General features: G+C 72.1%; 26 protein-coding genes. 14 read left to right on the top strand and 12 right to left on the bottom strand.

Annotated features, from left to right (window positions below; all coding sequences use genetic code 11):
• Window positions 1–20: 20 nt before the first annotated feature.
• On the bottom strand, window positions 21–1,013 hold the full coding sequence (locus tag OG417_RS00625) for a hypothetical protein (protein WP_329248116.1): 993 nt from the start codon (window positions 1,011–1,013) through the stop codon (window positions 21–23).
• Window positions 1,014–1,224: 211 nt separating this feature from the next.
• Here OG417_RS00625 and OG417_RS00620 point away from each other — a divergent pair, with 211 nt between their 5' ends.
• From OG417_RS00620 to OG417_RS00610, 3 genes are all read left to right on the top strand, one after another.
• Complete coding sequence (locus tag OG417_RS00620; RefSeq protein WP_329248113.1) at window positions 1,225–2,349, top strand: S8 family peptidase; 1,125 nt, start codon at window positions 1,225–1,227, stop codon at window positions 2,347–2,349.
• Between the two features lie 91 nt (window positions 2,350–2,440).
• Window positions 2,441–4,600 (top strand): FUSC family protein, encoded by a 2,160-nt coding sequence (locus OG417_RS00615; RefSeq protein WP_329248110.1) that lies wholly within the window; start codon window positions 2,441–2,443, stop codon window positions 4,598–4,600.
• 107 nt (window positions 4,601–4,707) lie between these two features.
• Window positions 4,708–6,795 (top strand): FUSC family protein, encoded by a 2,088-nt coding sequence (locus tag OG417_RS00610; RefSeq protein WP_329248107.1) that lies wholly within the window; start codon window positions 4,708–4,710, stop codon window positions 6,793–6,795.
• A gap of 26 nt (window positions 6,796–6,821) precedes the next feature.
• On the opposite strand, the gene serB is transcribed toward OG417_RS00610, so the two are convergent.
• From serB to OG417_RS00580, 6 genes are all read right to left on the bottom strand, one after another.
• Window positions 6,822–8,027, bottom strand: a complete 1,206-nt coding sequence (gene serB, locus OG417_RS00605) for a phosphoserine phosphatase SerB (RefSeq protein WP_329248103.1) — start codon at window positions 8,025–8,027, stop codon at window positions 6,822–6,824.
• A gap of 88 nt (window positions 8,028–8,115) precedes the next feature.
• Window positions 8,116–8,523, bottom strand: coding sequence for a hypothetical protein (locus OG417_RS00600; RefSeq protein ID WP_329248100.1), 408 nt, complete (start codon window positions 8,521–8,523; stop codon window positions 8,116–8,118).
• Complete coding sequence (locus OG417_RS00595; protein WP_329248098.1) at window positions 8,520–8,771, bottom strand: ribbon-helix-helix protein, CopG family; 252 nt, start codon at window positions 8,769–8,771, stop codon at window positions 8,520–8,522. Before OG417_RS00595 ends, OG417_RS00600 begins: the two co-directional genes overlap by 4 nt.
• Before the next feature lie 24 nt (window positions 8,772–8,795).
• Window positions 8,796–9,812 carry an S-adenosylmethionine:tRNA ribosyltransferase-isomerase gene (locus tag OG417_RS00590; RefSeq protein ID WP_329248095.1) on the bottom strand — a complete coding sequence of 339 codons (1,017 nt, stop codon included), beginning with the start codon at window positions 9,810–9,812 and terminating at the stop codon, window positions 8,796–8,798.
• On the bottom strand, window positions 9,805–11,205 hold the full coding sequence (locus OG417_RS00585) for an MFS transporter (protein WP_329248091.1): 1,401 nt from the start codon (window positions 11,203–11,205) through the stop codon (window positions 9,805–9,807). Before OG417_RS00585 ends, OG417_RS00590 begins: the two co-directional genes overlap by 8 nt.
• Window positions 11,202–11,864: an SDR family NAD(P)-dependent oxidoreductase gene (locus OG417_RS00580; protein WP_329248087.1), complete on the bottom strand. Its 663-nt coding sequence runs from the start codon at window positions 11,862–11,864 to the stop codon at window positions 11,202–11,204. Before OG417_RS00580 ends, OG417_RS00585 begins: the two co-directional genes overlap by 4 nt.
• Window positions 11,865–11,991: 127 nt before the next feature.
• Between OG417_RS00580 and OG417_RS00575 the strand changes: the two genes are divergently transcribed.
• From OG417_RS00575 to OG417_RS00555, 5 genes are all read left to right on the top strand, one after another.
• Window positions 11,992–13,098 (top strand): GAF domain-containing sensor histidine kinase, encoded by a 1,107-nt coding sequence (locus OG417_RS00575; protein ID WP_329248084.1) that lies wholly within the window; start codon window positions 11,992–11,994, stop codon window positions 13,096–13,098.
• Window positions 13,095–13,721 (top strand): response regulator transcription factor, encoded by a 627-nt coding sequence (locus OG417_RS00570; protein ID WP_329248081.1) that lies wholly within the window; start codon window positions 13,095–13,097, stop codon window positions 13,719–13,721. Before OG417_RS00575 ends, OG417_RS00570 begins: the two co-directional genes overlap by 4 nt.
• A gap of 117 nt (window positions 13,722–13,838) precedes the next feature.
• On the top strand, window positions 13,839–14,588 hold the full coding sequence (locus tag OG417_RS00565) for a PP2C family protein-serine/threonine phosphatase (protein ID WP_329248078.1): 750 nt from the start codon (window positions 13,839–13,841) through the stop codon (window positions 14,586–14,588).
• Between the two features lie 286 nt (window positions 14,589–14,874).
• The gene (locus OG417_RS00560) at window positions 14,875–15,255 is read left to right on the top strand and encodes a DUF2752 domain-containing protein (RefSeq protein ID WP_329248075.1); all 381 of its coding nucleotides are present in this window, start codon (window positions 14,875–14,877) and stop codon (window positions 15,253–15,255) included.
• A gap of 73 nt (window positions 15,256–15,328) precedes the next feature.
• Window positions 15,329–16,075, top strand: coding sequence for an RDD family protein (locus tag OG417_RS00555; RefSeq protein WP_329248072.1), 747 nt, complete (start codon window positions 15,329–15,331; stop codon window positions 16,073–16,075).
• An 83-nt stretch (window positions 16,076–16,158) separates the two neighbouring features.
• Here OG417_RS00555 and OG417_RS00550 read toward each other — a convergent pair whose 3' ends face one another.
• Window positions 16,159–16,932 (bottom strand): hypothetical protein, encoded by a 774-nt coding sequence (locus OG417_RS00550; protein ID WP_329248070.1) that lies wholly within the window; start codon window positions 16,930–16,932, stop codon window positions 16,159–16,161.
• A gap of 114 nt (window positions 16,933–17,046) precedes the next feature.
• On the opposite strand from OG417_RS00550, the gene OG417_RS00545 reads away from it, so the two are divergent.
• Entirely contained in the window at window positions 17,047–17,838 is a 792-nt protein-coding gene (locus OG417_RS00545; protein ID WP_329248067.1) for an ABC transporter ATP-binding protein, read from the top strand.
• Between the two features lie 28 nt (window positions 17,839–17,866).
• Complete coding sequence (locus OG417_RS00540; RefSeq protein WP_329248064.1) at window positions 17,867–18,610, top strand: sulfite exporter TauE/SafE family protein; 744 nt, start codon at window positions 17,867–17,869, stop codon at window positions 18,608–18,610.
• On the opposite strand, the gene OG417_RS00535 is transcribed toward OG417_RS00540, so the two are convergent.
• Window positions 18,597–19,397: a helix-turn-helix domain-containing protein gene (locus OG417_RS00535; RefSeq protein ID WP_329248062.1), complete on the bottom strand. Its 801-nt coding sequence runs from the start codon at window positions 19,395–19,397 to the stop codon at window positions 18,597–18,599. The two genes, OG417_RS00540 and OG417_RS00535, sit on opposite strands and share 14 nt — an antisense overlap.
• A gap of 87 nt (window positions 19,398–19,484) precedes the next feature.
• Here OG417_RS00535 and OG417_RS00530 point away from each other — a divergent pair, with 87 nt between their 5' ends.
• The 3 genes from OG417_RS00530 to OG417_RS00520 are packed head-to-tail and all read left to right on the top strand — an operon-like array spanning window position 19,485 to window position 21,273.
• The gene (locus tag OG417_RS00530) at window positions 19,485–19,898 is read left to right on the top strand and encodes a hypothetical protein (protein ID WP_329248059.1); all 414 of its coding nucleotides are present in this window, start codon (window positions 19,485–19,487) and stop codon (window positions 19,896–19,898) included.
• Window positions 19,899–19,919: 21 nt separating this feature from the next.
• Window positions 19,920–20,171, top strand: coding sequence for a hypothetical protein (locus OG417_RS00525; RefSeq protein WP_329248057.1), 252 nt, complete (start codon window positions 19,920–19,922; stop codon window positions 20,169–20,171).
• Window positions 20,172–20,229: 58 nt separating this feature from the next.
• Window positions 20,230–21,273 (top strand): esterase-like activity of phytase family protein, encoded by a 1,044-nt coding sequence (locus tag OG417_RS00520; RefSeq protein ID WP_329248055.1) that lies wholly within the window; start codon window positions 20,230–20,232, stop codon window positions 21,271–21,273.
• A gap of 2 nt (window positions 21,274–21,275) precedes the next feature.
• Here the strand turns inward: OG417_RS00520 and OG417_RS00515 are convergent, their stop codons facing one another.
• Window positions 21,276–22,184 carry a Rieske 2Fe-2S domain-containing protein gene (locus OG417_RS00515; RefSeq protein ID WP_329248052.1) on the bottom strand — a complete coding sequence of 303 codons (909 nt, stop codon included), beginning with the start codon at window positions 22,182–22,184 and terminating at the stop codon, window positions 21,276–21,278.
• A gap of 268 nt (window positions 22,185–22,452) precedes the next feature.
• Between OG417_RS00515 and OG417_RS00510 the strand changes: the two genes are divergently transcribed.
• Window positions 22,453–22,668, top strand: coding sequence for a hypothetical protein (locus OG417_RS00510; protein WP_329248049.1), 216 nt, complete (start codon window positions 22,453–22,455; stop codon window positions 22,666–22,668).
• Between the two features lie 132 nt (window positions 22,669–22,800).
• Here OG417_RS00510 and OG417_RS00505 read toward each other — a convergent pair whose 3' ends face one another.
• Both OG417_RS00505 and OG417_RS00500 read right to left on the bottom strand, forming a co-directional pair.
• Complete coding sequence (locus OG417_RS00505) at window positions 22,801–24,258, bottom strand: catalase (protein WP_329248046.1); 1,458 nt, start codon at window positions 24,256–24,258, stop codon at window positions 22,801–22,803.
• Window positions 24,251–24,706: a Fur family transcriptional regulator gene (locus tag OG417_RS00500; RefSeq protein ID WP_329248043.1), complete on the bottom strand. Its 456-nt coding sequence runs from the start codon at window positions 24,704–24,706 to the stop codon at window positions 24,251–24,253. The genes OG417_RS00505 and OG417_RS00500 overlap by 8 nt, the downstream gene beginning before the upstream one ends.
• Between the last annotated feature and the right edge of the window lie 128 nt (window positions 24,707–24,834).

The raw sequence follows: 24,834 nt of genomic DNA, 5'->3' as shown, positions 1-24,834 counted from the left end.
GCGTCGCCTTCCTGGCCCGGTCAGGCGCCGATCTCATACCGATACCAGTGCCGCGGGTCGCCGTCCTCGTACAGCCACAGCGTCCCGTCTCGGCCGACCTTGCCGCGCGCCCAGGCGTTCGGCTGCCGGCCGCCCGGCAGCACCAGGTGCTCGCGACCCGTCTCGACGACGGCTCCGCCTTCCCGGCGGGCCCGGCGGATCTCCCAGCGGAATCCGCCGTCGGTCCGGTGCTGGTCGAGGAAGGCGAGTTCGGAATCGGAGACGGCCAGGCCGGTGCATCTGGTGACGGGGTTCGGCGTGACGGTCCGGACGCTGTTCGTGTCGAGCTCGACCAGCGGGAAATCCGCGTAGGGACAGGCGCGGACCAGCTCCCGGCCAACGTTCAGCGCGTAGCAGTCACACCAGCCGCCACCCGGGGCGTCGTCGGCCACGATCCAGGGTGGCCCGCCGTCGCGGTTCCAGCGGGCCAGACCGATCATGAAATCGTACGAGCGCGTGCCGTCCGGGTTGGGCCTCCAGTAGCTCGACTCATCGAAGTAGCCGGCCCAGATGTTCCCCTCACGGTCCGTCATGAGTTGTCCGATGGCGTCACCGGCGTAGAAGGAGGCCCTGGTCCGCCCTTCGCCGTCGATCACCCGGATGTTGGCGGTGAGGCGCAGTTCATCCTCAGGGACCGGCTCCCCGTAGCGCTCGACCGGGATGTTCTGTCGCTCGCAACGGGCCGCGGCCAGCACGACCCCGTCACCGAGGGTGTCGATGTGGGTGAACCACAGGTCGAGATCCTTCAGCGGGATTTCGCGGATCCCGGCTCCGTCACAGACGACGGCGGACGCGTCATAGCGTGGGGGCGGCCGGAGGACGGGGCCCTGCCGGACTGGGACGAAGCCTTGGGCGGGATCGGCGACCAGGGCGGCGAGCCGGCCGCGGTGGTCGATGGTCGAGGCAAGGACCTCGAGATGGGCATAGCGGTCAGGCAGCGTCGCGTGCGACGCGAGCCGGCGCTCAGCGGCCATGGGCCTTTCTGGGGGACATGGCCAGATGATCCCACAAACTCCCGGCCCCGGGTTCGCGTCCGGCGAGCCTCGGCAGCCCGGGAAGGAGCCGGCCAGGCCATGAAGCTCTCTCTTCGCCGTCAGCGTCCTTAACGATCAAGGCGGGGACGACTTTCTGTCACCATGCGCGTCCGACTGAGTCGTGGGACGCGTCAGCACGGACGGAGAGATCGTGAAGAGATTCGCCATATTCCTCGCACTGCCAGCATTCCTCGGGCTGTTCGCCGCCGTACCCGCGGCCCCGACGTCGGCGGGGGTCCGCGAGGTCCGGGCCGCCGGGCAGTACATCGTGACCGTCCGGCCGGGCGGTGTGCGCCGGGCGATCACCGGTGTGCCGCGGCAAGCGATCACCCACGTCTACACCCACGTCCTGGACGGGTTCTCCGCCCGCCTCGACGCGTCCCAGGTGGAGCAGCTGCGCCACGATCCCGCCGTCGTCAGCGTGGCGCCGGTCGTCATCATGCACACCCAGGACACCCAGGTCGGGGCGCCGTGGGGGCTGGACCGGATCGACGCCGTCTCCGGGCTCGACCAGCGGTACACCTACCGCCACACCGGCAAGGGCGTCACCGCCTACGTCATCGACACGGGCATCGATCCCTCCGGCGCCGACTTCCGTGGTCGCGCGTCGGTCGGCTACGACGCGACCGGCGGCGACGGCCGGGACTGCAACGGGCACGGCACCCACGTCGCGGGCACGATCGGCGGCTCGACCTACGGCGTCGCCAAGGCCGTCGCGCTCCGGGCCGTACGGGTCCTCGACTGCCGGGGCGCGGGCACGGACGCCGACGTGGTCGCCGGCATGGACTGGGTGGCCCAGCACGCGCAGCGGCCCGCCGTGGCCAACATGTCCCTCGGCGGGGGCAAGTCGGCGGCGGTCGACGCCGCCGCCAAGCGGCTCACCGCCTCGGGCGTGTTCCTCGCGGTCGCCGCGGGCAACTTCGCCGGGGACGCCTGCGCCTACTCGCCGTCCGGCGCGTCCGGCGTGTTCGCCGTCGCGGCCTCCGACCGGACCGACGCCTCGGCCGGTTTCACCAACTACGGCCGGTGCGTGGGGCTCTACGCGCCCGGCGTCCAGATCACCTCGGACTGGCTGGCCGGCGCCGTCAACACGGTCAGCGGTACGTCGATGGCGTCCCCGCACGTCACCGGGGTGGCCGCGCTGTACGAGGAGACCGCGGGCAACGTCCCGGCGGCGAAGGTCACCGCCTGGCTCACCGCCCACGCCGTACGGAACGCGGTCGGCGGCGTGCCCGACGGCACGCCCAACCTCCTGCTCAACACGGGTGGTCTGTAGGCCCTCAACCGACGCCGGGGCTCCACGAGACCCCGGCGTCATGTTGTAGTAGACGGTGACATAACGGACGTACGGAGGTGGGCGGGTGGTCATGCGCGCCTCGTTCGCATGGCTGCGTGACACGTACTCCGAGTCGGAGGGGCAGCCGGCGCCGGTCTACGGCGCCGTCACCGCGGTCGGCATCATCGTGCCGCTCCTGGTCGGCCTGCTGACCGGGCATGCCGGACCGAGCGTGCTGGCCGCCCTGGGCGCGTTCTACGTCGCCCTCGCCGCGCCCGGCGGTCCGTACGGCGCCCGCGCCCGCGCGCTGTTCGTCGCGGTCGCGGTCGTCACCGTCTTCACCTGGCTCGGCGGCCTGGTCAACGGCCACCCCTGGCTCGCCGTGGCGGTCGTGCCCGTGGTGGCGACGCTCGCCTCGATGCTGCCGTGGATGGGCGCGACCGCCACGCTGTGCACCGTGCTCGCGGTGATCCGGCCGGCGAGCAGCCCGGTGATCTTCGATGGCTTCCTGGAGATGGCCGGCGGCCTGTTCATGTCGGCGCTGCTGCTCGCACCGTGGATCACCCATCGGCTGCGCCCGCTGCGGATGTCGCTGGCCGAGGCGGCGGACGCGGTGGCCTCCGCGCTGGACGTCCTGCCCGACCCCGGGCCGGACGACGAGTGGATCCGCCGCCGCAACAAGGCGTACGAGGCGGTCCGGCAGGCACGCGTCACCTACGGGCTCTACCGTACGGGCGGGCGCGACGACCAGGAGCGTCCGCGGCGGCTGATCGAGACGTTCCGGCGCACGATGGACGAGGGGGTCGCGCTGCGCGCCACGCTCGGCGCGCTCCGCGCGGAGCCGCCACCCGAGCACTGGGAGCAGGAACTGCGCGTCGCGATCTCCTCCGTCGCCGCGCGGCTGCGGCTGCTCGCCGGAGCGATCGAGGTCCGCGGAGAGCGTCCCCTCGGTGGCGACGGCGGCGTCGCGCTGGAGCGGTTCGGCCAAGCGACCGAGGAGGTGCGGCAGGACTGGCTCGCCGAGCACAGCGACCTGATCTCCACGGCGCTCCTGCTGCGAGTGCGGCAGACCGTCGTCCGCATGGCCGGAGCCGTGGACCGGTCGCGGCAGATCGTCGAGCGGGGCCTGTCGTTCGGCTTCGAGGTCCCGCACCTGCTCGAGCGGCCGGCGGGCGGCTGGACGCGGCTGAGGCAGGACATAATCACGCGGTCGCCGGGCTTCCGGCACGCCGTACGCGTCGGTGTCGCGGTCGCGGCGGCCATGGCGCTCGGCACCGGGCTCAAGCTGACGTACGGCCACTGGCTGACGATCACCGTCCTGCTCAGCCTGCGCGACTCCTACGGCGACACCGTGAAGCGGGTGGTCAAGCGGGTCGGCGGCACGGCCATCGGCGCGATCATCGCCGCCCTGGCACTGGCACTCGCACCGGGTGAGACGACGCTCGTCGCCCTGATCTTCGTCGGTGCGATCTTCGGCTTCACGTTCCGGTCGGTGAACCACGCGTACTGGATGACGTTCGGCACGCCGATGGTCCTGTTGCTGGTCGACTTCTCCAACGCGCTGTACTGGTCGGCGGCGGGGTGGCGGATCGGCCTCACCTTCGCCGGTGGCCTGATCGCGCTGGCCGCCGCCCGCGCCCTGTGGCCGACCGGCCGGCTCCGCCTGATCCCCGGAGAGCTGGCCGACCTGCTGCGCTCCCACGCCCGGCTCGTACGCGCGGTGGCCGCGCGCTTCGGCGGCGACATCGACGCCCCGATCCGCCGCCGGACCGAGGACGCCGTGGCGGCCGAGACCGAGCTGGAGGACACCTCGAACCGGCTCGGCCGCGAGCCCACGCCGCCGGAGGACCTCCTCGGGCGGGTCCGCGAGGCGACGGCGGCGGCGCGGAGAGTCCGCGACGACCTCAAGACACTGGTCGCCCTCGCGGAGGAGGAGGTGGACGCCGGCCCCGTCGGCACGATCCTCGACCGGGTCGCCGACCACCTCGACGCCCGGGCGGACGCGCTGGTGTCCGACGCCGAACCGCCCGCCGAGCTCGCCCTGGGCGAGCTGCTGGAGGAGCTCGACGACCACCTGTCCGGCCTGGACCGCCGGCGCCGCGACGAGATGTCCGGCGTCGGCATCGACGCGGTCACCACCCTGCGTCGCCTGTTGGTCCAGGCGGCGGGCGCCCGCCACGCCGTACGCTCACTCGTCGCCGACGCCGGACGGCTGGGGTCCGCCGACCACCGATCCCCGTCCGGCGCCTGAGCGGTCCCGCCGCTCCGGAGACCGGCACCCCGCCAGGCCCGATCGTGAACCTGCCCGGCGCCGTGCTGTAGTGGACGGGACGCCACCTGTCGACGGGGGGAGCACAGGTGTCGTGGCTGCGGAGGGTGTTCGCCGAGTCCGAGGGACGGGCCGCGCCCCTCTACGGCCTGGCGACCGCGGTCGGTGTCGTGGCGCCCCTGGTGGCCGGCGCGCTGACCGGGCACGCCGCGGACAGCGTGCCGGCCGGTCTCGGCGCCTTCTACGTCGCCTTCGCCGGGCCGCGCGGACCGTACGGGGCGCGGGCCCGGTCGATGCTGGTGGCGGTCGCCGTCGTGACGGTGTTCACGTGGTTCGGCGGTCTGCTGGCGGGGCGTCCGGTGCTCGCGACGCTTCTCGTCCCGATCGTCGCGGCGGCCGGCGCGGCGCTGCCGTGGCCCGGCCCGACGGCGGCGCTGTGCACGCTCGTCGCCGCGGTACGCCCGCCCACCAGCCCGGTGCTGGTCAACGGCGTGCTGGAGGCGGCCGGTGGGCTGTGGGTCTCCGTCCTGCTGCTGGCGCCGTGGGTCATCGACCGGCTGCGTCCGTTGCGCGGCACGCTCGCCGAGGCGGTCCGCGCGGTCGCGGACGCCGGGGAGGCGCCGCCCGAAGAATGGGGCGAACGGCGTAAGTCCGCCTATGACGCGCTGAGCGACGCGCGTTCGACGTGCGCGCTGTACCGGCGCCCCGGCGAGCCTGAGCGGGATCGCCCGGCTCTGTTCGCCGAGGCGCTCGGCCGGGCCATGGGCGCGATCGTCGCGTCGCGCTCGCTGCACGCCGCGCTGGGCCGGGAGGCCCCGCCGCCGGACGAGTGGCAGGAGGAGTGGCGCGCCGTCATGGCCGCGCTCGCCCGATGGCTGCGCGGGCTCGCCAGGGCGGTCGAGGCGCGCCGTACGCCTCCGCCCCGCCCGGCCGCGGAGCTGGAAGCCTTCGTACGCGCCTGCGAGCAGGTGCGGTGGGAGCACGTCGAGTCGCGGCACGACATCATCGGGGCCGCGCTCGTGCTGCAGGTTCGCCGGAGCGTCGAACGGATCGCCGACGCGATCGAGGACGCCGCCGCGATCGCGGCGCGTGGCCTGCAGGCCGGGTTCGACCTGCCGTTCGCCGGCGGCCGGCCGTGGCACGCCCAGCTCACGACCGGCTCGCCCGGCCTCCGCCACGCCGCGCGGGTCGGTGTGGCGATCGTCGTCGCGATGGCTCTCCAGAACGGCCTGCACCTGCCGTTCGGCTACTGGCTGCCGATCACGGTCATGTTCTGCCTGCGCGACTCCTACGGCGGCACCGTCGAGCGGGCCGCCAAACGGGTCGCCGGGGCGACGGTCGGCGGGACGGGCGCGGCCGTGGCCCTGGCGATCGCGCCGGGCCAGACGACTCTGATGATCCTGGTCTTCGCCGGTGCGGCGGCCGGCTTCACGCTCCAGCCGGTCAACCACGCGTGGTGGATCACGTTCGCCACTCCGCTGATCATGTTGCTCATCGACTTCACCCGCCCGTTGACCTGGCAGGCGGCCGGATGGCGCATCGGCCTCACCCTCGCCGGGGCGGCACTCGCGCTGGCGGCCGCGCGTGCGCTCTGGCCGACCGGGGCGCTGCGGACGGTGCCCGAGCGCCTGGCCCGCCTCCTCCACGCGCACGCCGACCTGGCCCGTACGGTCGCGGCGCTCTTCGAGGGCCGGCCGGACGCGCCGATCGACGATCGGCTCCGGGAGGCGGCGTCGGCGGCCCGCGAGGTCGAGGAGACGGCGGTACGGCTCGCCCAGGAGCCGGCGCCGCCCGCCGAGCCGCTGCACGGGCTCCGCGAGGCGACGGCGACCGCGCGGCGGCTGCGCGACTACGTCGCCACGCTCGCGGCGCTGATCCAGGAGCGGCCGGTGTACGCGGGCCCGATCCCCGCGATCCTTCGACGGGTGGCCGACCATCTCGACGCGGAGGCCGACACCGACGCCCTGGATCTCGACGACCTGCTGGGGAAGCTGGACGAGCACCTGTCGCGGCTGTGCCGTCGCCGCCGGGCCGAGATCGCGGGCGGTGCGAGGATCGACGCGGTGACCTCACTGCGCGAGGCGCTGATCGAGGTGGCGGGCGCCCGGCACGCCGTACGGGCCCTGGCCGAGGACGCGCACCGGCTGGCCGAACAGGGCCGGGCACTGATCGTCTGAGCGCCCCTCCGCAGCCGCGGCCGGCGTCAGCGGGTGATGTCCGCGTCCTCGGCGTCGGCGGCTTCGATCTCCTCCCGCGAGATGCCGAGCAGGAACGCGATGGTGTCCATGTACGGCACGTTGACCGCGGTGTCGGCGGCCCGGCGGACGGCCGGCTTGGCGTTGTAGGCGATGCCGAGCCCGGCAGCCGCGATCATGTCGAGGTCGTTGGCGCCGTCGCCGATCGCCACCGTCTGGCTGAGCGGAACGCCGGCCTCGGCCGCGAAGCGTTCGAGCGCGGCGGCCTTGCCCGGCCGGTCGATGATCGGACCGACCAGCCGCCCGGTCAGCCTGCCGTCCTTGATCTCCAGGACGTTCGCGGCGGCGTAGTCGATGCCGAGGTCGGCGGCCAGCGAGTCGGTGATCTGGGTGAAGCCGCCGCTGACGATCGCGAACTTGTAGTCGAGCCGCTTGAGCGTGCGGACGAGCGTGCGGACGCCCGGGGAGAACTCCACGCTGTGCCGCACGGTCTCCAGGACACCCTCGTCGAGGCCCTCCAGCATCGCGACGCGCTCGCGCAGCGAGCCCTCGAAGTCGAGGTCGCCGCGCATCGCGGCCTCGGTGATCGCGGCGACCTGCGCGCCACGGCCGGCGTGTTCGGCGAGCAGCTCGATGACCTCGCCCTGGATCAGGGTCGAGTCGACGTCCATGACGATGAGCCGCTTGGCCCGGCGGGCCAGGCCGCCGCGCTGGACCGCGACGTCCACCTGCAGCTCGGCGGCCTCGGCGGCCAGGGCCGTGCGCAGGCCGTCCGGATCGGCGCCGGAGACGTGGAGCTCGATGCAGGTCACCGGCTGGTCCGCGAGCCGTTCGATGCGGTCGATGTTGGCGCCGTGCGCGGCGATGCGGCCGGCGATGCCCGCGAGTGCGGCGGGCCGCAGCGCCCGGCCGAGGATGGTGACGTGGAGCCGCCCGTGGCGGCGCCGCGCGCCGCGGTCGGAGCCGGTGGCCAGCTCCAGCTCCATGCCGAGGTCGGTGGCGATCTCTTCGGTCGCGGCCAGGACCTTGCCGACGTCGGTGTCGGAGCCGTAGGACACCAGCACCCCGAGCACCAGCCGCCCCCGGATCACGACCTGCTCGACGTCGGCCACCGTCACCGGGAACGCGGAGAGTGTGGTGAACAGGCGCGACGTCACTCCAGGACGGTCGCGACCGGTCAGCGTGATCAGCAATGTGCGCTTCTTGGCATTCATGCTGCTCACCACGCTACTTGCCCACGATCAGGTTTCGCTCCGGCGTCCACCATGCGGACACCCGGCGTTCGCCTCCAGGTCTGCACGATCACGGTGAGGGATCTTCGAGCGCCGCCACGGCGACGTCGGGATGCGCGGACCGCCAGACGCCCGGGGCGGTGGTGACCACTTTGGCCATGCGCGTGCGCGCGGCCAGAGCCGTGTGGGCCATCCCGAGAGTGGTGTCGCCTTCGGCGGCCAGGTGGATGGTGGCGACCGAGGGGGTGTTCTCACGGGTCAGGTCGTCCGGAACGACCACGCCGAGGTCGAGCAGGAACAGCGCCTGTTCGACCTGGCCGGGTGTCTCGAGCCGGGTCAGGGCCTCGGCCATCGCCGACATCGGGATGATGATCGCCTGAGCGGCCATGTCGAGGGTGTGCACGGCCTCGACCGCGTGCGCCTTGTCGCGCCCGAAATCGCCGATCGTCGACGGATCGAGGACATAGCCCCCGATCACGCCTCCTCCTCGCCGAGATCGAGCTGCCGCCGGATGTGCGCGCGCAGGCGGGCGTGACCCTCGGGATCACGCCGCTCATGCGCCGCCGCCAGCGCTCTCAGACGGGTGCGCGCGTCATGCTGACGGGTCAGCAGCTCCCGCAGCGCCCGCTCGACGACAGAGGAGGTGGACTGCTCTCCGGCCAGCTCCTTGATCTGGGCGGCGATCTCGGAGTCGATGGTGACGGTGATGCGCTCCTTGACGCTCATACTCCGAGCATACCGAAGTATGCGTCAGCGAAGCAGAAGAGTCACGTCGCCGAACTCGTGCCACTTGTACTCCCGGGCCAGCGCCTCCTCATAGACCCGTTCGAGCAGCTCGTCTCCCGCGATGGCGGTCAGCATCCGCAGGTGGGACGAGCGCGGCTCGTGCAGGCCGGTGAGCAGGCCGTCCACCGCCCGTACGCCCACCTCCGGCGTGACGACGTGGGAGGTCCATCCGCGTGACGGCCGGACGAACCCGTCGTCGGACACGGCGGTCTCCAGGGCCCGTACGACGGTCGTGCCGACGGCGATCACCCGGCCGCCCTCCCAGCGCACGTGGTCGACCAGCCGGGCCGTCGCGGCGGGCACGTCGTAGCGCTCGGGGTACGGCGGCTCGTCCTTCTCCGGCGACGCGACGCCCGTGTGCAGCGTGATCGGCGCGAGGTGCACGCCGCGCGCGACGAGCCGCGTCACCAGCTCGTACGTGAACGGCCGCCCCGCGCTCGGCATCTCCGCGCTGCCGCCCTCCAGATCGCTCTCCGGAGTCCCGAACACCGTCTGGTACGCCGACAGCGGCCAGTCGTGACCCACGTAGCCGTACCGGATCGGCACACCGTGGCGGCGAAGGTACGGGACGACGTCGGTGTCGAGCCGGGCGCGCCACAGCCGCGCCGTCTGCCGTTCGAGCAGCGTGAGCGTCGCGCCGCCGGGAAGCGGGAACCACTCGCCGCACCGGCCGCCCGGGTAGGGCACCGTCGCCCCGGCCTCGCGCAGCCGCGGCTCGACCAGCCAGGCGTCCTCGGCGCCGTCGGACCCGGGCGGCAACGGGCCGGAGAAGTGCAGCGCCAGCCGGTCCAGCCGTACGGCGGCGGGCAGCGTCGCGGAGGTGTTCACGACGAGCAGGTCGCCGGGGCGCAGCAGCTCGGGCAGTGCGGTGAACCGGTGATGGGTCACGCCGTCGGGCGTGCCGGCGAGCAGGCGGACGTCGTCGCGCCGCGCGGGCGGTTCGCTCGCCTCGAGGGCCGGGGGCAGGGTGAACTCACGCATGGGCATCCTCGACTCGATGGGCGGCCAGGGCCGCGACGATGGCGATGACGGCCGTGCAGGCCGCCCCGGTGTTCAGGCCCGCCGCGTTGACGAGCGCGCCCGCGATCCCGACGGCGAGCGACGAGCCGAGCGTGTCGCTGATCTGCATGGCGGACGAGTTGGCGCCCTGGGTGTCCGGTCCGGACAGCCGGAGCACGAGCACGCTGAGGGCCGGGAAGGCGGTGCCCATGCCCGCGCCCGCGACGATCCACGCGGGCAGCGTGGGCCATCCGGAGACGTGGAAGGACAGGGCGACCCCGGCGACGCCCACGGCGTGCAGGACGGCGCCGGCCACGACGAACCGCACGGGCGAGGTGCCGGGGAACCGGCCCTGCCACCACGAGCCCGCCGACCAGCCGATCGCCCCCGCGGTGAGGACCAGCCCGGCCGTCGTGGGGTGGAAACCGAACCGCGTGGTCAGCGCCAGCGGGATGAACGCCTCGGTGCCGCCCATCGCGCCGAACAGCAGGCCCCGCATCGCGATCACCGTCGGCAGCCCACGGCGCAGGCGCGCGAGGCCGCGCGGCATCAGCGCGCGCACGCCGTACCCGACGCCGGCGATCCCGGCCAGAACGGCGACCAGCGCGAGAACCGAGCGGTGATCCAGCCCCCAGAGCAGCAGGGCCGCCCCAGCCGCGAGCACGAGAGCCGCGAGCATCCGCTCGCGCGGCATCGCCCTCTTGGCCTTGTGAGGGGCGCCCTCACCCGGCCCTGGCCCGGTGACGGGCGCCCTCACCTGGTCCGGGCCTCGCAACCCCCGCACCGTCCGGACCAGCGCGAACACGGCCGGCACCACTAGCGGGACGATTCCCAGGAACACCCACCGCCAGCCGAGGTGCTGGGCGACCAGGCCGCCGATTGACGGGCCGACGAGCGAGGGCACCACCCACGCACCGGACATCGCCGCGAAGACCTTCGGCCGGCTTCGCTCGGGGTACACGCGCGCCACGACGACGTACAGCGGCACCGAGGCCAGCCCCGACCCGAACCCCTGCACCGCGCGCCCGGCGATGAACCAGATCATCGTCGGCGCCGCCCCCACGATGACCAGCCCGGCGACGAACACGGCGAGCCCGGTGAACAGCGGCCGGGCCGGCCCCTGGGCGTCCGCCCACCCGCCCGCGAAGACGTTGGCCACGAGCCCGGCGATGAACACCGCGCTGAACGCCCAGGCGTACAGCGGCAGGCCGTGCAGGTCGCGCGCTGCCACGGGCATCGCCGTCCCGACCGCCATCTGCTCGAACGCGAGCAGGCCGACGACCGCGATGATCCCGATCGTGGCCAGCCGGTACGGCCGCGCGAGCGGCGACGGCGGCCGGACCGCGCTCTCCTCGCCGGCGGCCAGCGCCGTCATCGAGCCAGGCCGGAGGCGGTGTAGCGGCCGCTCGGCAGGCGTTCGGCGACCAGCCGGAGCAGCGCGGGCACGGCCACATCCTCCGGGCGCGGCGCCGCCTCGGCGTCCTCTCCGGCCGCGGCGAGCATCCCGGTGCGCATCTCGCCCGGGTCCACCCACCACACCGCCACGCCGGGCTCCTCGGCGGCCAGCACGTTGGACAGCTGCTCCAGCGCGGCCTTGGTCGCGCCGTACCCGCCCCACCCCTCGTACGGCTCGGTCGCGGCGTCGGAGCTGATGTTGACGATCGCGCCGCGGCGTTCGCGCAGGACCGGCAGGAGCCCCTGGATGAGCGCCAGCGGGCCGATCGTGTTGACCGCGAACGCGCGCGTGAGCTCCTCCAGCGGATAGGCGGCGAGGGCCGGCAGCGGGGCGGCACCGAGCGTGCTCGCGTTGTTGACCAGCAGGTTCAGGCCGTCCGCGGCGTCGATCAGCGCGGCGCGGTGCGCGGGATCGGCGACGTCTCCGGCCACGGTCCGTACCCCGTCCAGCCCGGCGACGGCCTTCTCCAGTTCGGGGCCGCCGCGCGCGTCGAGGACCAGTTCCCAGCCTTCGCGGGCGAGCGCGCCGGCCAGCGCCAGGCCGAGTCCGCGGGACGCCCCGGTGATCAGTGCCTTCATGCTCCACGACGCTAGGAGCGGGCGCCGTGGTGAGACATCGGCCGTCGGGCCGGTCGCGCCCTCGGCGATGAGACCTAGGACGGACGGCCGATCGGATCCGCGCCCGTCCGGCGGGTACCGTCGAGCCGTGGAAGCCGATCGGGACGCCGCGTTGCACGCGGTCAGCGCGGCGGTGCTCGCCGTCACGCGGCACCTGTCCGTGCACGAGGTGTTCCAGGTGATCGTACGGGCCGCCGCGCAGCTTCTCGACGCCCGCTACGCCGCGCTGGGCGTGCCCGACGACGAGGGCTCGTTCGCGGAGTTCGTGGTCGAGGGTGTCAGCGACCAGCAGTGGAACGCCATCGGCCCGCTGCCGCGCCAGCACGGCCTGCTCGCCCTGATGCTGCGCGAGGACAAGGTGCAGCGGCTGGCGGACGTGCGCCGGGCCCCGGCGTTCGAGGGCTGGCCGTCGGCGCATCCGGTGCTGCGCGACTTCATCGGCGTGCCGATCCGCGACGGCGACGACACGCTCGGCATCATCTTCCTGGCCAACAAGCGGCAGCCGGGCGGCTTCACCGACGACGACGAAGAACGCCTCATCCTGTTCGCCGCGCACGCGGCGATCGCGCTGACCAACGCACGCCTGTACGAGCGCAACCGCGAGCTGACCGTCGTGGAGGAGCGCGCCCGGCTGGCCCGCGAGCTGCACGACGCGGTCGCGCAGAAGCTGTTCTCGCTCCGGCTGACCGCCGCTGCGGCGCTCGCCGCCCCCGACCCGCGCCCGGAGCTCGAACGCGTCCAGTCGCTCGCCAAGGAGGCGCTCGCGGAGCTGCGCGAGGTGATCTTCGAGCTGCGGCCCGCCGAGCTGGCCGGCGACGGGCTGGCCGAGTCGCTGCGCAAGCACGTCCAGGTGCTCGACCGCGTGTGGGGAGCCGGCCGCGGGCGCCGTACGACCGTGCGGTTCGAGGGCGAGGAGGTCACGCTGCCGCCCGAGACCGAGGCGGTGGTCTTTCGCATCGCCCAGGAGGCGCTGTACAACGCGCTGCGGCACGGCGACCCGTGTACGGTGACCGCCCGCCTCGAACCCGGCCTGCTGGAGATCCGCGACGACGGCGTCGGCTTCGACCCCGCGGAGGCCTCGCGTGACGGCCTGGGGCTGGCGTCCATGCGCGAGCGCGCGGAGTCGGTCGGCGGCGTCCTGAGCATCTCCTCCTCCGGCTCCGGCACCGTCGTACGCCTGGAGGTGCCCGCGTGATCCGGGTACTGATCGCCGACGACCACCCGGTCGTACGCCAGGGCCTGCGGACGTTCCTCGGCGTCCAGGAGGACATCGAGGTCGTCGGGGAGGCCGCCGACGGCGTCGAGGCGGTCGCCCGCGCCGAGGCGCTCACGCCCGACGTCATCCTGCTCGACCTGAAGATGCCCGGAGTCGACGGGCAGGCGGCGCTCGAGGAGCTGCGCTCGCGCGGCATCCCCTCGCGCGTGCTCGTGCTCACGAGCGTGGGGGAGCGCGCCCGGGTGCTGCCGGTCGTCCGCGCGGGCGCGTCCGGCTACCTGTACAAGGACGTCGACCCGCAGGCGCTCGTCCAGGCGATCCGCGCGGTGCACGACGGCCACGTGCTGTTCGCGCCCGAGGCGGCGGACGCGATGCTCGCCCCCGACCAGGGTGGCAAGGCCGCGGTCGCCCTCACCGAACGCGAGCGCGAGGTGCTGACGCAGATCGCCCGCGGCCGGTCCAACCGCGAGATCGCCCGGGCGCTCGTGGTGTCGGAGAAGACCGTGAAGACGCACGTCTCGAACATCCTGATGAAGCTCGGCCTGCAAGATCGCACCCAGGCGGCGCTGTACGCCGTGCGCCACGGGCTCGCGGAGCGGTGACTCCACAAGAAATCCACTTGTGATCCATGAGGCGTAAGGCGCGCCGGTCGAATATGTTGATGAAGCTCAGCAGTCGGCTGAGTGAACCGCACCGCCGAGGACGACATCGGAAAACATATGAGAGTTGCCATTCGCTACGCCGCGGGATCGGATGTCGGACGCGCCCGCGAGAACAATGAGGACTCGGCGTATGCGGGCCCATGGCTGCTCGCGGTCGCCGACGGCATGGGCGGTCACGTGGGTGGCGAGATCGCGAGCTCCCTCGCGATCCAGGCCCTCTCGGCGATCGACCACGAGGTCCCCCAGGCCAAGCTGGTCGAGGTCGTCGAGCGTGCCGTGCTCGCGGCCAACCAGGCGATCGCCCAGAAAGTCGAGGAAGAGCCCGCGCTCCAGTCCATGGGCACGACATGCACCGCCATGTTGTGGTCGGGTACGCACACGGCTCTCGCCCACATCGGCGACTCGCGGGCCTACATGCTGCGCGAGGGGATCCTCTACCAGATCACCGAGGACCACACGCTGGAGAAGATGCTCACCGGCGAGGACGGCGCGGCGCCCCACCTGGCCAACCGCCTGGTCCGCGTGCTCGACGGCAGACCCGAGCGCAAGCCCGACCTGTCGCTGCGCGAGGCCCTGCCGGGCGACCGCTACCTCCTGTGCTCCGACGGGCTGAGCGGGCCGGTCGACGCGGAGACGATGCACCAGGTGCTGACCGCCGAGTCCGACCCCGCCGCCGCCGTCGGCCGGCTCATCAGCGCGGCCAACCAGGGGGGCGGTCCGGACAACGTCACGGTGATCGTGGTGGACGTCGTCGCCGAGGGCGCGGAGGCCGCGGCCCCGGTCATCGTCGGCGCCGCCGAGGGCTGACACGCCCGCACTTCCGGTGCCGTACGGCCGACGTCGTCGCACGGCACCGGATGAGCCCTTCTCCCAACTCGCGCCACCGCTTCCCGAAGCCCGGTCAGGCGTCAAGGTCTCCAGCCGGTTACGTTCTCGAATCTTGCCTGGTATTTACTTGACCCGGACCCGGCATATTGCGGTATACGGGTCCACAAGCGCATAAGAGCACCATGAGGAGGGCGAAGGTTTGGACGTGGCACGGGGGCAGGTCGCGTCCCGAGCCCGAGGGCGGCCGGCCGACGTACTCGGTCGCGTGTTCGCCGCCTCTGGTGACGGCGCGCTCGGTGTAGTCCTTCGCGCAGGCGGCATGGCCACCGCGGCGGTGGTGGTGTCCGCCCTGCACCGAGTGCACGATCCCGGCACCCTGTGCCCGCTGCGGGCGCTCACCGGAGTTCCGTGCCCCCTCTGTGGCGGCACCACCGTGTTCATCGAGCTGGGTGCGGCGCATCCGGTCAAGGCGCTTCTCGCAAGCCCCGTCGTTCTCCTGGGCGCGATCGGACTGGCTACCGCTCCGCTCGGGTCCGGACGACGATGGTGGGCGCTCGATCCGCGCATGCGTGCGTGGATCATCGGAGTGACGCTGGGGCTGTCATGGGTCTGGCAGCTCGCCCGTTTCGGGTTTCTGCCTCTTTGAAGTCAGTACTCATCATGGCGACTGCCGAGTCCGGTTTGGCGGACGGGCGTAATTTCAACAAAGGAGAAAGAGCGTGAGCACCCCCTACGACCCGTACGGCCAGGGTCAGCAGCAGCCGGGTTACGGTCAGCAGCCCGGTTACGGGCAGCAGCCGGGCTATGGGCAGCAGCCCGGCTACGGCCAGCAGCCGGGTTACGGTCAGCAGCCCGGTTACGACCAGCAGCAGGGCTACGGTCAGCAGCCGGGGTACGGGCAGCAGCCGGGCTATGGGCAGCAGCCCGGTTACGACCAGCAGCAGGGCTACGGTCAGCAGGGCTACGGCCAACAGCAGGGCTACGGTCAGCAGCAGGCCTACGGTCAGCAGGGCTACGGCCAGCAGCAGGCCTACGGCCAGGGCTACGGCTCCGGCTACGGGCAGTTCCAGTACGCCAGCTGGGGCGCGCGGCTCGGCGCGCGGTTCATCGACGGACTGATCGTCGGTATCCCGGCCGGCATCATCATGGGCATCATCAACGTGGCCGCCAAGAACCTCGCGGTGACTTACCTCTTCGAGCTGATCTTCCTCTTCGTCATCGCCGCCGCGCTCGGCCTCCAGGAAGCCAACAGCGGCCAGACGATCGGCAAGAAGGCCCTCAACATCAAGGTCGTCAGCGAGGCGACCGGCCAGCCCCTCGGCGGCGGCGCCGCCTTCGGCCGGCAGCTCTGCCACTCCACGATCGACGCCTGGGTGTGCATCCTCGGATTCCTCTGGCCGCTGTGGGACGACAAGAGCCAGACCTGGGGCGACAAGATCACCAAGGCCATCGTCGTCACGGCCTGAACATCGGACCCTCACGCGGGCGTACTCCTCCGGGAGTGCGCCCGCACTTTTTTGGGATCAGCGCCTCGGCTCGGCGCCTTCCGTCAGCGCACCGGGTCCAGGACGCTGTTGCAGGCGGCCACCTGCGCCCGCCGTACGGCCTTGTCCAGGTCGCGCAGGGCCTCGGTGCGGCGCTGGACCTGGGCGGACGACAGCGTGGCGCTCTCCGTGCCGCGCGCCAGGCCCACGACGACCGCCAGGCGGCCGGCCAGCGCCGCGACCCGGTGAGCACGGGCCGGGTAGCCCGGGGCGAGGCCGCCGACCTGCTCGTGGTGGTGTGACTCGCGCAACGCGCCCAGGGCCTCGGCGATCTCCGGCCGCCACTCCAGCGTGCCGTCGACGGTCATGAGCGACTCGGTCGCCTCGCGCACGGCGAGGGAGAGCTTGTGGTCGGCCTCGGGGAGCCCCGGCGTGTCCGCGACGGCCGAGCGTGTCTCGTGCACCGTCCAGCGGGTGCCGACGTAGGAGGAGCCACGGCGGTCCTCGGCCGGGATCAGGCCGAACGTCCGGTCGCCGATGGTCAGGAGCGCGGCCTCCTCGGCCTCGATCGCGGCGACGTTGAACTCCGGCGGCCCGGTGAGGCCGAGCGGGTCGCCCGGCGTCGGCAGCGCGAGCCTGAACGCGGACAGACCGGCCACCCGGAAGGCCGCGAGACCACCGCGCAGCGGCGTCTCGCCGGGTTGGTCCGGGATGCCGGCGACGACGTGCGGGCCGCCGAGGCGTTCCACGGCATCGGCGGCCTCATCGAGCCCCACGTGGCCGGTCAGCCATGCGTTGCCCCAGGCGACGAGGACGGCCGAGGGGTGAGTGACACGCATGCGGTCAACCATAAGCCGTCCGAATGCCGTAGGTTCGTGCCGGAGACCCGCGCGAGTCCGGCGGCCCCTGCCGCCTGCGGCTTCGTGCGCTTTCGTTGACGGCGAAGGGATGCGATGGCCGGAGAGGTACTCAGGCTCGAGGGCGTCGAGATCCGGCGCGAGGGGGCGACGCTGCTGCGCAACATCGACTGGACCGTGCAGGAGGACGAGCGATGGGTGATCATCGGTCCGAACGGCGCGGGAAAGACGACGTTGTTGCAGGTGGCGGGTGCGATGCTGTTCCCGAGCGCGGGCCGTGCCCAAATCCTGGGTGAACAGCTTGGTAAGACCGATGTGTTCGAGCTTCGGCCGCGCATCGGACTGTCGAGTTCGGCGGTGGCCGATCGCGTGCCGCCGGAGGAGAAGGTCATCGACCTGGTCCTCACGGCGTCGTACGCGATCATCGGCCGCTGGAAAGAAGAATATGACTCGACCGATGTGACGCGGGCCGTCGAACTGCTCGACGCGCTCGGCTGCGCCCACCTCATCCGGCGCCGCTTCTCCACCCTCTCGGAGGGCGAGCGCAAGCGCGTGTCGATCGCCCGCGCCCTCATGCCCGACCCCGAGCTGCTGCTGCTCGACGAGCCCGCCGCCGGGCTCGACCTCGGCGGCCGTGAAGACCTCGTCGCACGGCTGACGAGCCTGGCCATCGACCGGCTGGCGCCGACGATGGCGCTCGTCACCCACCACGTCGAAGAGGTGCCCGAGGGGTTCACGCACGCGATGCTGCTCCGCCGCGGCTCGGTCATCGCCACCGGGAAGGTCGACGAGGTGTTCACCGACGAGCACCTGTCGAAGTGTTTCGGGCTGCCCTTGCGGATCGAGCGTCAGGAGGGACGCTGGCACGCGCGAGCCGTCAAGTCGTGATCAACCGCCCCCCTCGTGAGGCCGCCCGATGACCCCTCTGCACGCCCTCGCCATCTTCGGCGCCGGGGTCGCTGCGGGCTGCATCAACGTCATCGTCGGCTCGGGATCCTTGATCACCTTTCCGGTGCTGGTCGGGCTCGGCTACCCGCCGGTCGTGGCGAACGTCTCCAACACCGTCGGGCTCGTGCCCGGCTCCGCCTCCGGGGCGTACGGCTACCGGCGTGAGCTGAACGGCCAGCGCGTCCGGGTGGTCCGCCTCGGGCTGGCGTCCGTGGTCGGCGCGCTCATCGGCGGCCTGCTGCTGCTCGTCCTGCCCGCCTCGGCGTTCGAGGTGATCGTCCCGGCGCTGATCGCCGTGGCGTGCGTCCTCGTGGTCATCCAGCCGAAGCTGAGCGCCTGGCTCGGCGGCCGGCGCCGGCATCCGCACGGCGGCCCCTGGCTGTGGCTCACGGTCCTGCTGAGCGGCATCTACGGTGGTTACTTCGGGGCCGCGCAGGGCGTCGTGCTACTGGCGCTGCTCGGGATCTTCCTCGACGAGGATCTCCAGCGCGTGAACGCAGTCAAGAACGTCCTGGCCGGGGTGGTCAACGCCGCGGCGGCCCTGCTGTTCATCTTCGTCGCGCACGTGGACTGGTGGGCGGCGCTGTTCATCGCCGTCGGCTCGACGGCCGGAGGCCTGCTCGGCGCCTCGATCGGCCGCCGGCTGCCGCCGATCGTGCTGCGCGTCGTCATCGTCGTCGTCGGCGTGGCCGCCATCGTCAAGATGCTGTGACCCTCCGGCGGAGGATCCGCGCGGTCTCCTCGTCGGCGGGCAAGAACGCCTCCAGCCGGAGTTCGGCCAAGGTGACGTCGACCGCGGTCGCGAACGAGGTCACCGTCGTGACCAGCCGCAGCTCGCCTTCGTCGCAGCGCAGGCGCAGCGGCACCGCGAAGCCGACGTAACCGGGCGCGCCGGGCCCGTACGGCAGCGGCGGCACGTACTCCTCCAGCTCGGCGATGAACGCGTCGAGGCGGTCGTCGGGACTCCTGAGCGCCAGCGCGCGCAGGGCCTCGACGATGTGCCGGCCCCACTCGGGCAGGTTCGCCACGCGCCGTGCCAGCCCCTCGGGGTGCAGCGCGAGCCGGAGCACGTTGACGGGCGGCTCCAGCAGGTGCGCGGCGGCGCCCTCGGTGAGCACGGTGACCGCGGCGTTCGCGGCGACCAGCTCGCCGTACGGCCGCACGACGAGGGCCGGGTACGGCAGGTGCCCTTCCAGGACACGGCCGATCGCCTCGCGTACGGGACGCAGCTCGGGTGCGTCGAGGCGGGACTCGGCGAACACCGGGGCGTACCCGGCGCTGAGCAGCAGGGCGTTCCGCTCGCGCAGCGACAGCTCCAGCGACTCGGCGAGGCGCAGCACGATGCCGCGGCCAGGCCGTGAGCGCCCCCGCTCCATGTAGCTGAGGTGCCGCTGCGTCGTGCCGGCGCGCAGCGCGAGCTCCAGCTGGCTCCAGCGCCGCGCCGTACGCCATCGCCGCAGCTCGCGTGCGAACCCGTTGGTCTCCATCACCGCCAGCATGCCCCAGTCGTATCCGGCGGCGACGCCGCTCGTCGATTCCCCGTGAGGTATTGCCGGGCGGCCGGGGGACTCCGAGCATGAGCCGCCATGAGCGACGAGAAGCCATATACGAGGGTTGTGATCACCGCCGACGGCGGATCCGCGTTCGAGGACGCCGCGCTGGTCCTCACCGAGCGGCGGGTCAGCTCGGGCGTGCCGCCGATGTCCACCGCCGGGATGTCGGCGGCGAGCGGCGTCACGTACCTGCGCAGCGCGGACTTCGACAGCGAGCCGCACCCCGCGCCGCGGGAGCAGTGGGTCGTGATGGTGCGGGGCGTGATCGAGGTGGAGGTCAGCGACGGCTCCCGGCGGCGGTTCGGGCCGGGTGATCTGGTGCACGTGTCGGATACGACCGGGTCCGGGCACATCACGACCGCGGCGGGGGAGCCTCCGTTCGAGGCCCTGTTCGTGCCCGGCGCCGGACCGGTTGAACGCTGCCATCGGAGGGTAATAATCGAATAGACGTTCGAGAAGGGTGCGGTCATGAAGGGCGACAGGGTCGAGATCATGATCGACGCCGGCGGTGCGACGCGCACGTACGAGGTGGCCGCCACGCGTGCGGGCAGGCGTGTCGAGGTCGTCACCCGGCGGGGAGTCGTGGAGGTGACCGAGGTGACCCGCACCGGCACGCCGGTGCGCACCGCGCGCTTCATGGCCAGCCGCGTCCTGGCGCTGGTCGAGCACCCCTTCAACGACCGCAGGGAGCCATCGGCGCCCCGGCCAGGCGAGGCCTGAGGGCGCGGATGATCTAGCATGGCGCGTGGTCCTCCCAACCACGATCCTGGAGACGGCCATGCGCGTTGCCTCGCCGCTCGCCGCCGGTGTCGCGGGCCTGCTCGCGGCCACCCTGTCGGCGCCCACCACGGCCGTCGCCGCGTCACGTGGCGGCACGACCCATGCCTGCTCCGCGTCGGTGGACATCGACGGGTTCTCCGACGCCCTCGACAAGACCACCTTCGACGGCGTCTACGTCGGGAACCTGTCGGCCCTCGCGGTCGACCGCGGTGGGCGCATCGCGGCGCTGTCGGACCGCTCGTCGCTGTTCAGCCTGGACGCCCGCACGCTGCGGCCGGTCGGTGTCGTGAACCTCGCCGACGAGAACGGCGCCGCGCTCGACTCCGAAGGTCTGGCCGTCGATCGCGACGGCACCCGCCTGATCACCTCCGAGACCGAGCCGTCGATCCGCCGCTACGGCCGGACCGGGAAGATTATGGGCCGGCTTCCGGTGCCGGACGCCCTGCGGGTCGCGCCGGCCGGACGCGCCTCCGGCAACCTCACCTTCGAGGGGCTCACGCTGGAGCCCGGCGGGCGCACGCTGGTCGCCTCGATGGAGGGGGCGCTCTCCGGCGACGACGCCGACCTCGTGCGCGTCCAGACGTGGCGGCGCGCCGGGTACGGCCGTGACTTCCGGCTCTCCGCCCAGTACGGCTACCGCGTCGACTCCGGCCTGGGCATCTCCGACATCACGGCGACACCGGACGGGCGGCTGCTGGTGCTGGAGCGCGGTTTCACGAGCGGTGTCGGCAACACGATCCGGCTCTACCTCGCCGACCCCCGGCACGCCACGGACGTCAGCCGTACGGAGAACCTGACCGCCGGGCCGGGCGTGCGCCTCATCGGCAAGTCGCTGCTCGCCGACCTCGGCGACTGCCCCTCACTCGGCGCGACGGCCAAGCAGCCGCAACCCAACCCGCTGCTCGACAACGTCGAGGGCATCACGATCACCGGTCGTGCCCCGGGCGGACGCCTGCGCCTGCTGCTGGTCAGCGACGACAACCAGAACCCGGTGCAGATCACCCGCCTGTACTCCCTGGCCGTACGGCTGCCCCGGAGCTGAGGTCAGCGGGCGGGACGCACCTGGATCATCCCGCTCTCGAGGACCCGCGTCTCGAAGGCGGGCTGGCGGCCGGTGGCCGGGCCGTGCACCACGGTGCCGTCGCTGACCTGGAACGTGCTGCCGTGCCAGGGGCAGATCACGCATATCTCATCGTCCACCCGGACCATGCGCCCCTGGTGCAGCGGCCCGTCGAGGTGGGTGCAGCGGTCGGCGAGCACGTAGACGTCTTCGCCGTAGCGCAGCACGAACAGGCTGATGTAGCCCAGCGTGCGGTGGACCGGCCAGCCCTCGGGCAGCTCGTCCAGCGGGCACAGGTCGTGCCAGCCGAGCGGCCCCAGGTGAGTGATCGACTCGGCGTGGCTGGCGCCCGCGCCGAGCCGGAAGGCCAGGTGACCGCCGAGATAGGTGCCGCCGAACAGCGCCGCGAGCCCGGCGAGGCCCAGCACCTTACCCTGGCGCGTACGGCCGCGCAGGCGCGCGAGCAGCGACGCGGCGAAAAGGCCGGTGGCGGCGGTCGTGCCGATCGAGTGCACGATGCCGACGCGCTGCTGTTCGATGTGGAGCGAGGACCAGTCGGCCGCGCCGGTGAGCGCCACCGGAACCGCGCTCGCCAGCCCGGCGGCCAGCAGCACCTGCGAGGCCCGATCGGTGTCGGGGAAAAGGTCGAGCGCCGACGCCGCCATCCAGCAGCCGACCGGGACGTCGGTCAGCGGTGGATGGGCCGGGTGGCCGAGCGGCACCCCGTGCAGAAGGTCTCTGACGGCCCCCGGCGGTAGGAACCGCAGGAGGAACCCGGTGAGCCCACGGGCCGGCCGGTCGAGGACATGAGCGTGCTCCAGATCCTCGGCGACCTTGAGTGGGCGGGGGACGGTCAGGGACCTGGAGATCCTGCTCACCCGCTGACGGTTCACCGCACCTCCTCGGATGGCTCTGCTTTGGACATTAGTCTGCCGCGCCACCTGGGCACCATGCGGGGTCACGTACAGCCGGGTTCGCTCCAGGAGCCGCCCACCTGTGCAGACGATTTACACCGTTGTCAGGGGTTCCACGAGTTGAAGGAAGCCAAACCCGTTAAAGCGTCCGTATTACGGCGCCTTCTGGGTCTCGCGTGATTAACGCCGCTCGTTTATCTTTGAAGGGTCCGTGGATGAAATCCCCCGGTATCCCAGGGTGGTAACGATGCGCAGGCTCGAGGCCGAGTTTCCCGGCTGGCGGCTGTGGATCAGCGACACCGGCCGATGGTGGGCCTTCCGCACCGAGGCCAGCGCTCTCACCATCGAGCAGCTGCGCGCCGGCTGCCGGCTGATCGTCCAGGCGGACACCTCCGACGCGCTGTACACCGAGATCCGCGCGGAGATCGAGGCCGAGCGGCGCGTGGCCTCCCAAGCGTCGTGAAAGGTCCCTTTTCGGGCTCCTCGCCCCGAAGTGAGCGGTCACGCGGTGTGATCGTGGCCCAACAGAAAGGGTAAAGAGCAAGAAAAGGGCGGCCCGCCGTGCGGGCCGCCCCTTCCTCCGGGGGGTGGGGTCTCAGCGACCGTTGACGCCCAGGCCCTTGGCGACGTCGTCGCCCAGGGGCTTGGCGACGTTGCGCCAGTACTCCACGACCCGTGCCTTCATCTCGGCGGTGACCTCCGGGCGGGAGGCGTGGCCGACGATGTTGCTCGCGAGGTTGGCGCGGTCGGTGTCGGACAGGACGTTCTCGTACAGCGCGCGCGGCTGGCCGTAGTCGTCGTCCTCGGCGTGCAGGGTGTACGCGGCGCGGACGAGCTCACCGGTGACGCTGTAGCTCTCATGCTCGTACAGCGACGGGTCGGCCTGCGGCCCGCCGGCGGTGTTCGGCGCGTACACCGGGTCGCCGTGGTTCTCGTACCGCATGGCGCCGTCCTTGCTGTAGGAGTGGACGGGCACCTTCGGCCGGTTGACCGGCAGCTGCAGGTAGTTCGGGCCGATCCGGTAGCGGTGGGCGTCCGGGTAGGAGAACAGCCGGCCCTGGAGCATCTTGTCGGGGCTCGGCGCGATGCCCGGCACCATGTTGGCCGGCTCGAACGCGGCCTGCTCGATCTGGGTGAAGTAGTCGTCCGGGTTGCGGTTCAGGACGAACCTGCCGATGGTGATCGGCGGGTAGTCGGCGTGCGGCCAGACCTTGGTCAGGTCGAACGGGTTGAACCGGTAGCCGGCCGCGTCCTCGAACGGCATGACCTGCACCTGCACCGTCCACGACGGGTGCTCGCCCGCGTCGATGGCCTGGCTCAGGTCACGGACGTGGTAGTCGCGGTCGAGCGCCGTCTGTTCGGCGGCCTCGGCGTCCGTGAAGTTCTTGATGCCCTGGTCGGTCTTGAAGTGGTACTTCACCCAGAACTTCTCGCCCGCTGCGTTGATCCACATGAAGGTGTGGCTGCCGTAGCCGTTCATGTGGCGCCAGGAGTACGGCGTGCCGCGGTCCGTCATCAGGAAGGTCACCTGGTGCGCGGACTCGGGGCGCAGGGTCCAGAAGTCCCACTGCATGTTGTGGTCGTGCAGGTGGTTGTCGGACCGGCGCTTCTGCGAGTGGATGAAGTCGGAGAACTTCGAGGGGTCGCGGATGAAGAAGACCGGTGTGTTGTTGCCGACGAGGTCGTAGTTGCCGTCCTCGGTGTAGAACTTCAGCGCGAAGCCCCGCGGGTCGCGGACCGTGTCGGGAAAGCCGAGCTCGCCGGCGACCGTGGAGAACCTCAGCAGCAGGTCGGTACGGGCGCCCTTCTGGAAGAGCTTCGCCTTGGTGAACTGGCTGACGTCCTCGGTGATCTCCATGAAGCCGAAGGCGCCACCACCCTTGGCGTGAACCACGCGCTCGGGCACCCGCTCGCGGTTGAACTGCGCCATCTTCTGGATCAGGTAGTGATCCTGGAGCAGCAGCGGTCCGTTCGGCCCCACCGACAGGGAGTCGTGGTCACTGGGCGCCGGGATGCCGGCGTCGGTGGTGGTGATGGGCCTTTGGTCAGTCATGCGTACTTCCTCCCTCAGTGCCCCGACGGCAGTCAGGGCAGAAACCCCAGAAGGTGACGTCCGCCTCGTCCACCAGGAATCCGGCGTCATCGGCGGGTTCGAGGCATGGCGCCTCCCCGGCCGTGCAGTCGACGTCCGTGACGTGGCCGCACTCTCGGCAGACGAGGTGATGGTGGTTGTCTCCGACCCGGCACTCGAAACGCGCCGGGCTTCCCGCAGGTTCGATCCGCCGTACGAGCCCGGCCGCGGTGAACGCGTGCAAGGCCTCGTAGACGGCCTGGAACGACACGTGGCCGAGCCGCTCGCGCACCCGAGAGGTGACCGCGTCGACGTCCAGATGGTCGCCGGCGCGCACCGTGTCGAGGATGGCGAGCCGGGCGGCCGTCACCCGGAGCCCCGTACGGCGCAGCTCCGCGGCGGAGCCGCGCGGGTGTTCCGTGTCCCTCACATGACCGAGAGTACGCACTAAACCTGAATCATTCAAGACAACGAGTGATCCTGGTTTGAATTGGGTGCCGGACGGCGGATCCGCAGGTCAGGGGGCGCGTACCTCAGGGAGTGCTACGGCCTGGAGTG

The sequence above is a fragment of the Actinoallomurus sp. NBC_01490 genome, assembly GCF_036227085.1.
GTDB classification, from domain to species: Bacteria; Actinomycetota; Actinomycetes; order Streptosporangiales; family Streptosporangiaceae; genus Actinoallomurus; species Actinoallomurus oryzae.
This window is presented reverse-complemented; position numbering and strand designations above follow the sequence as displayed.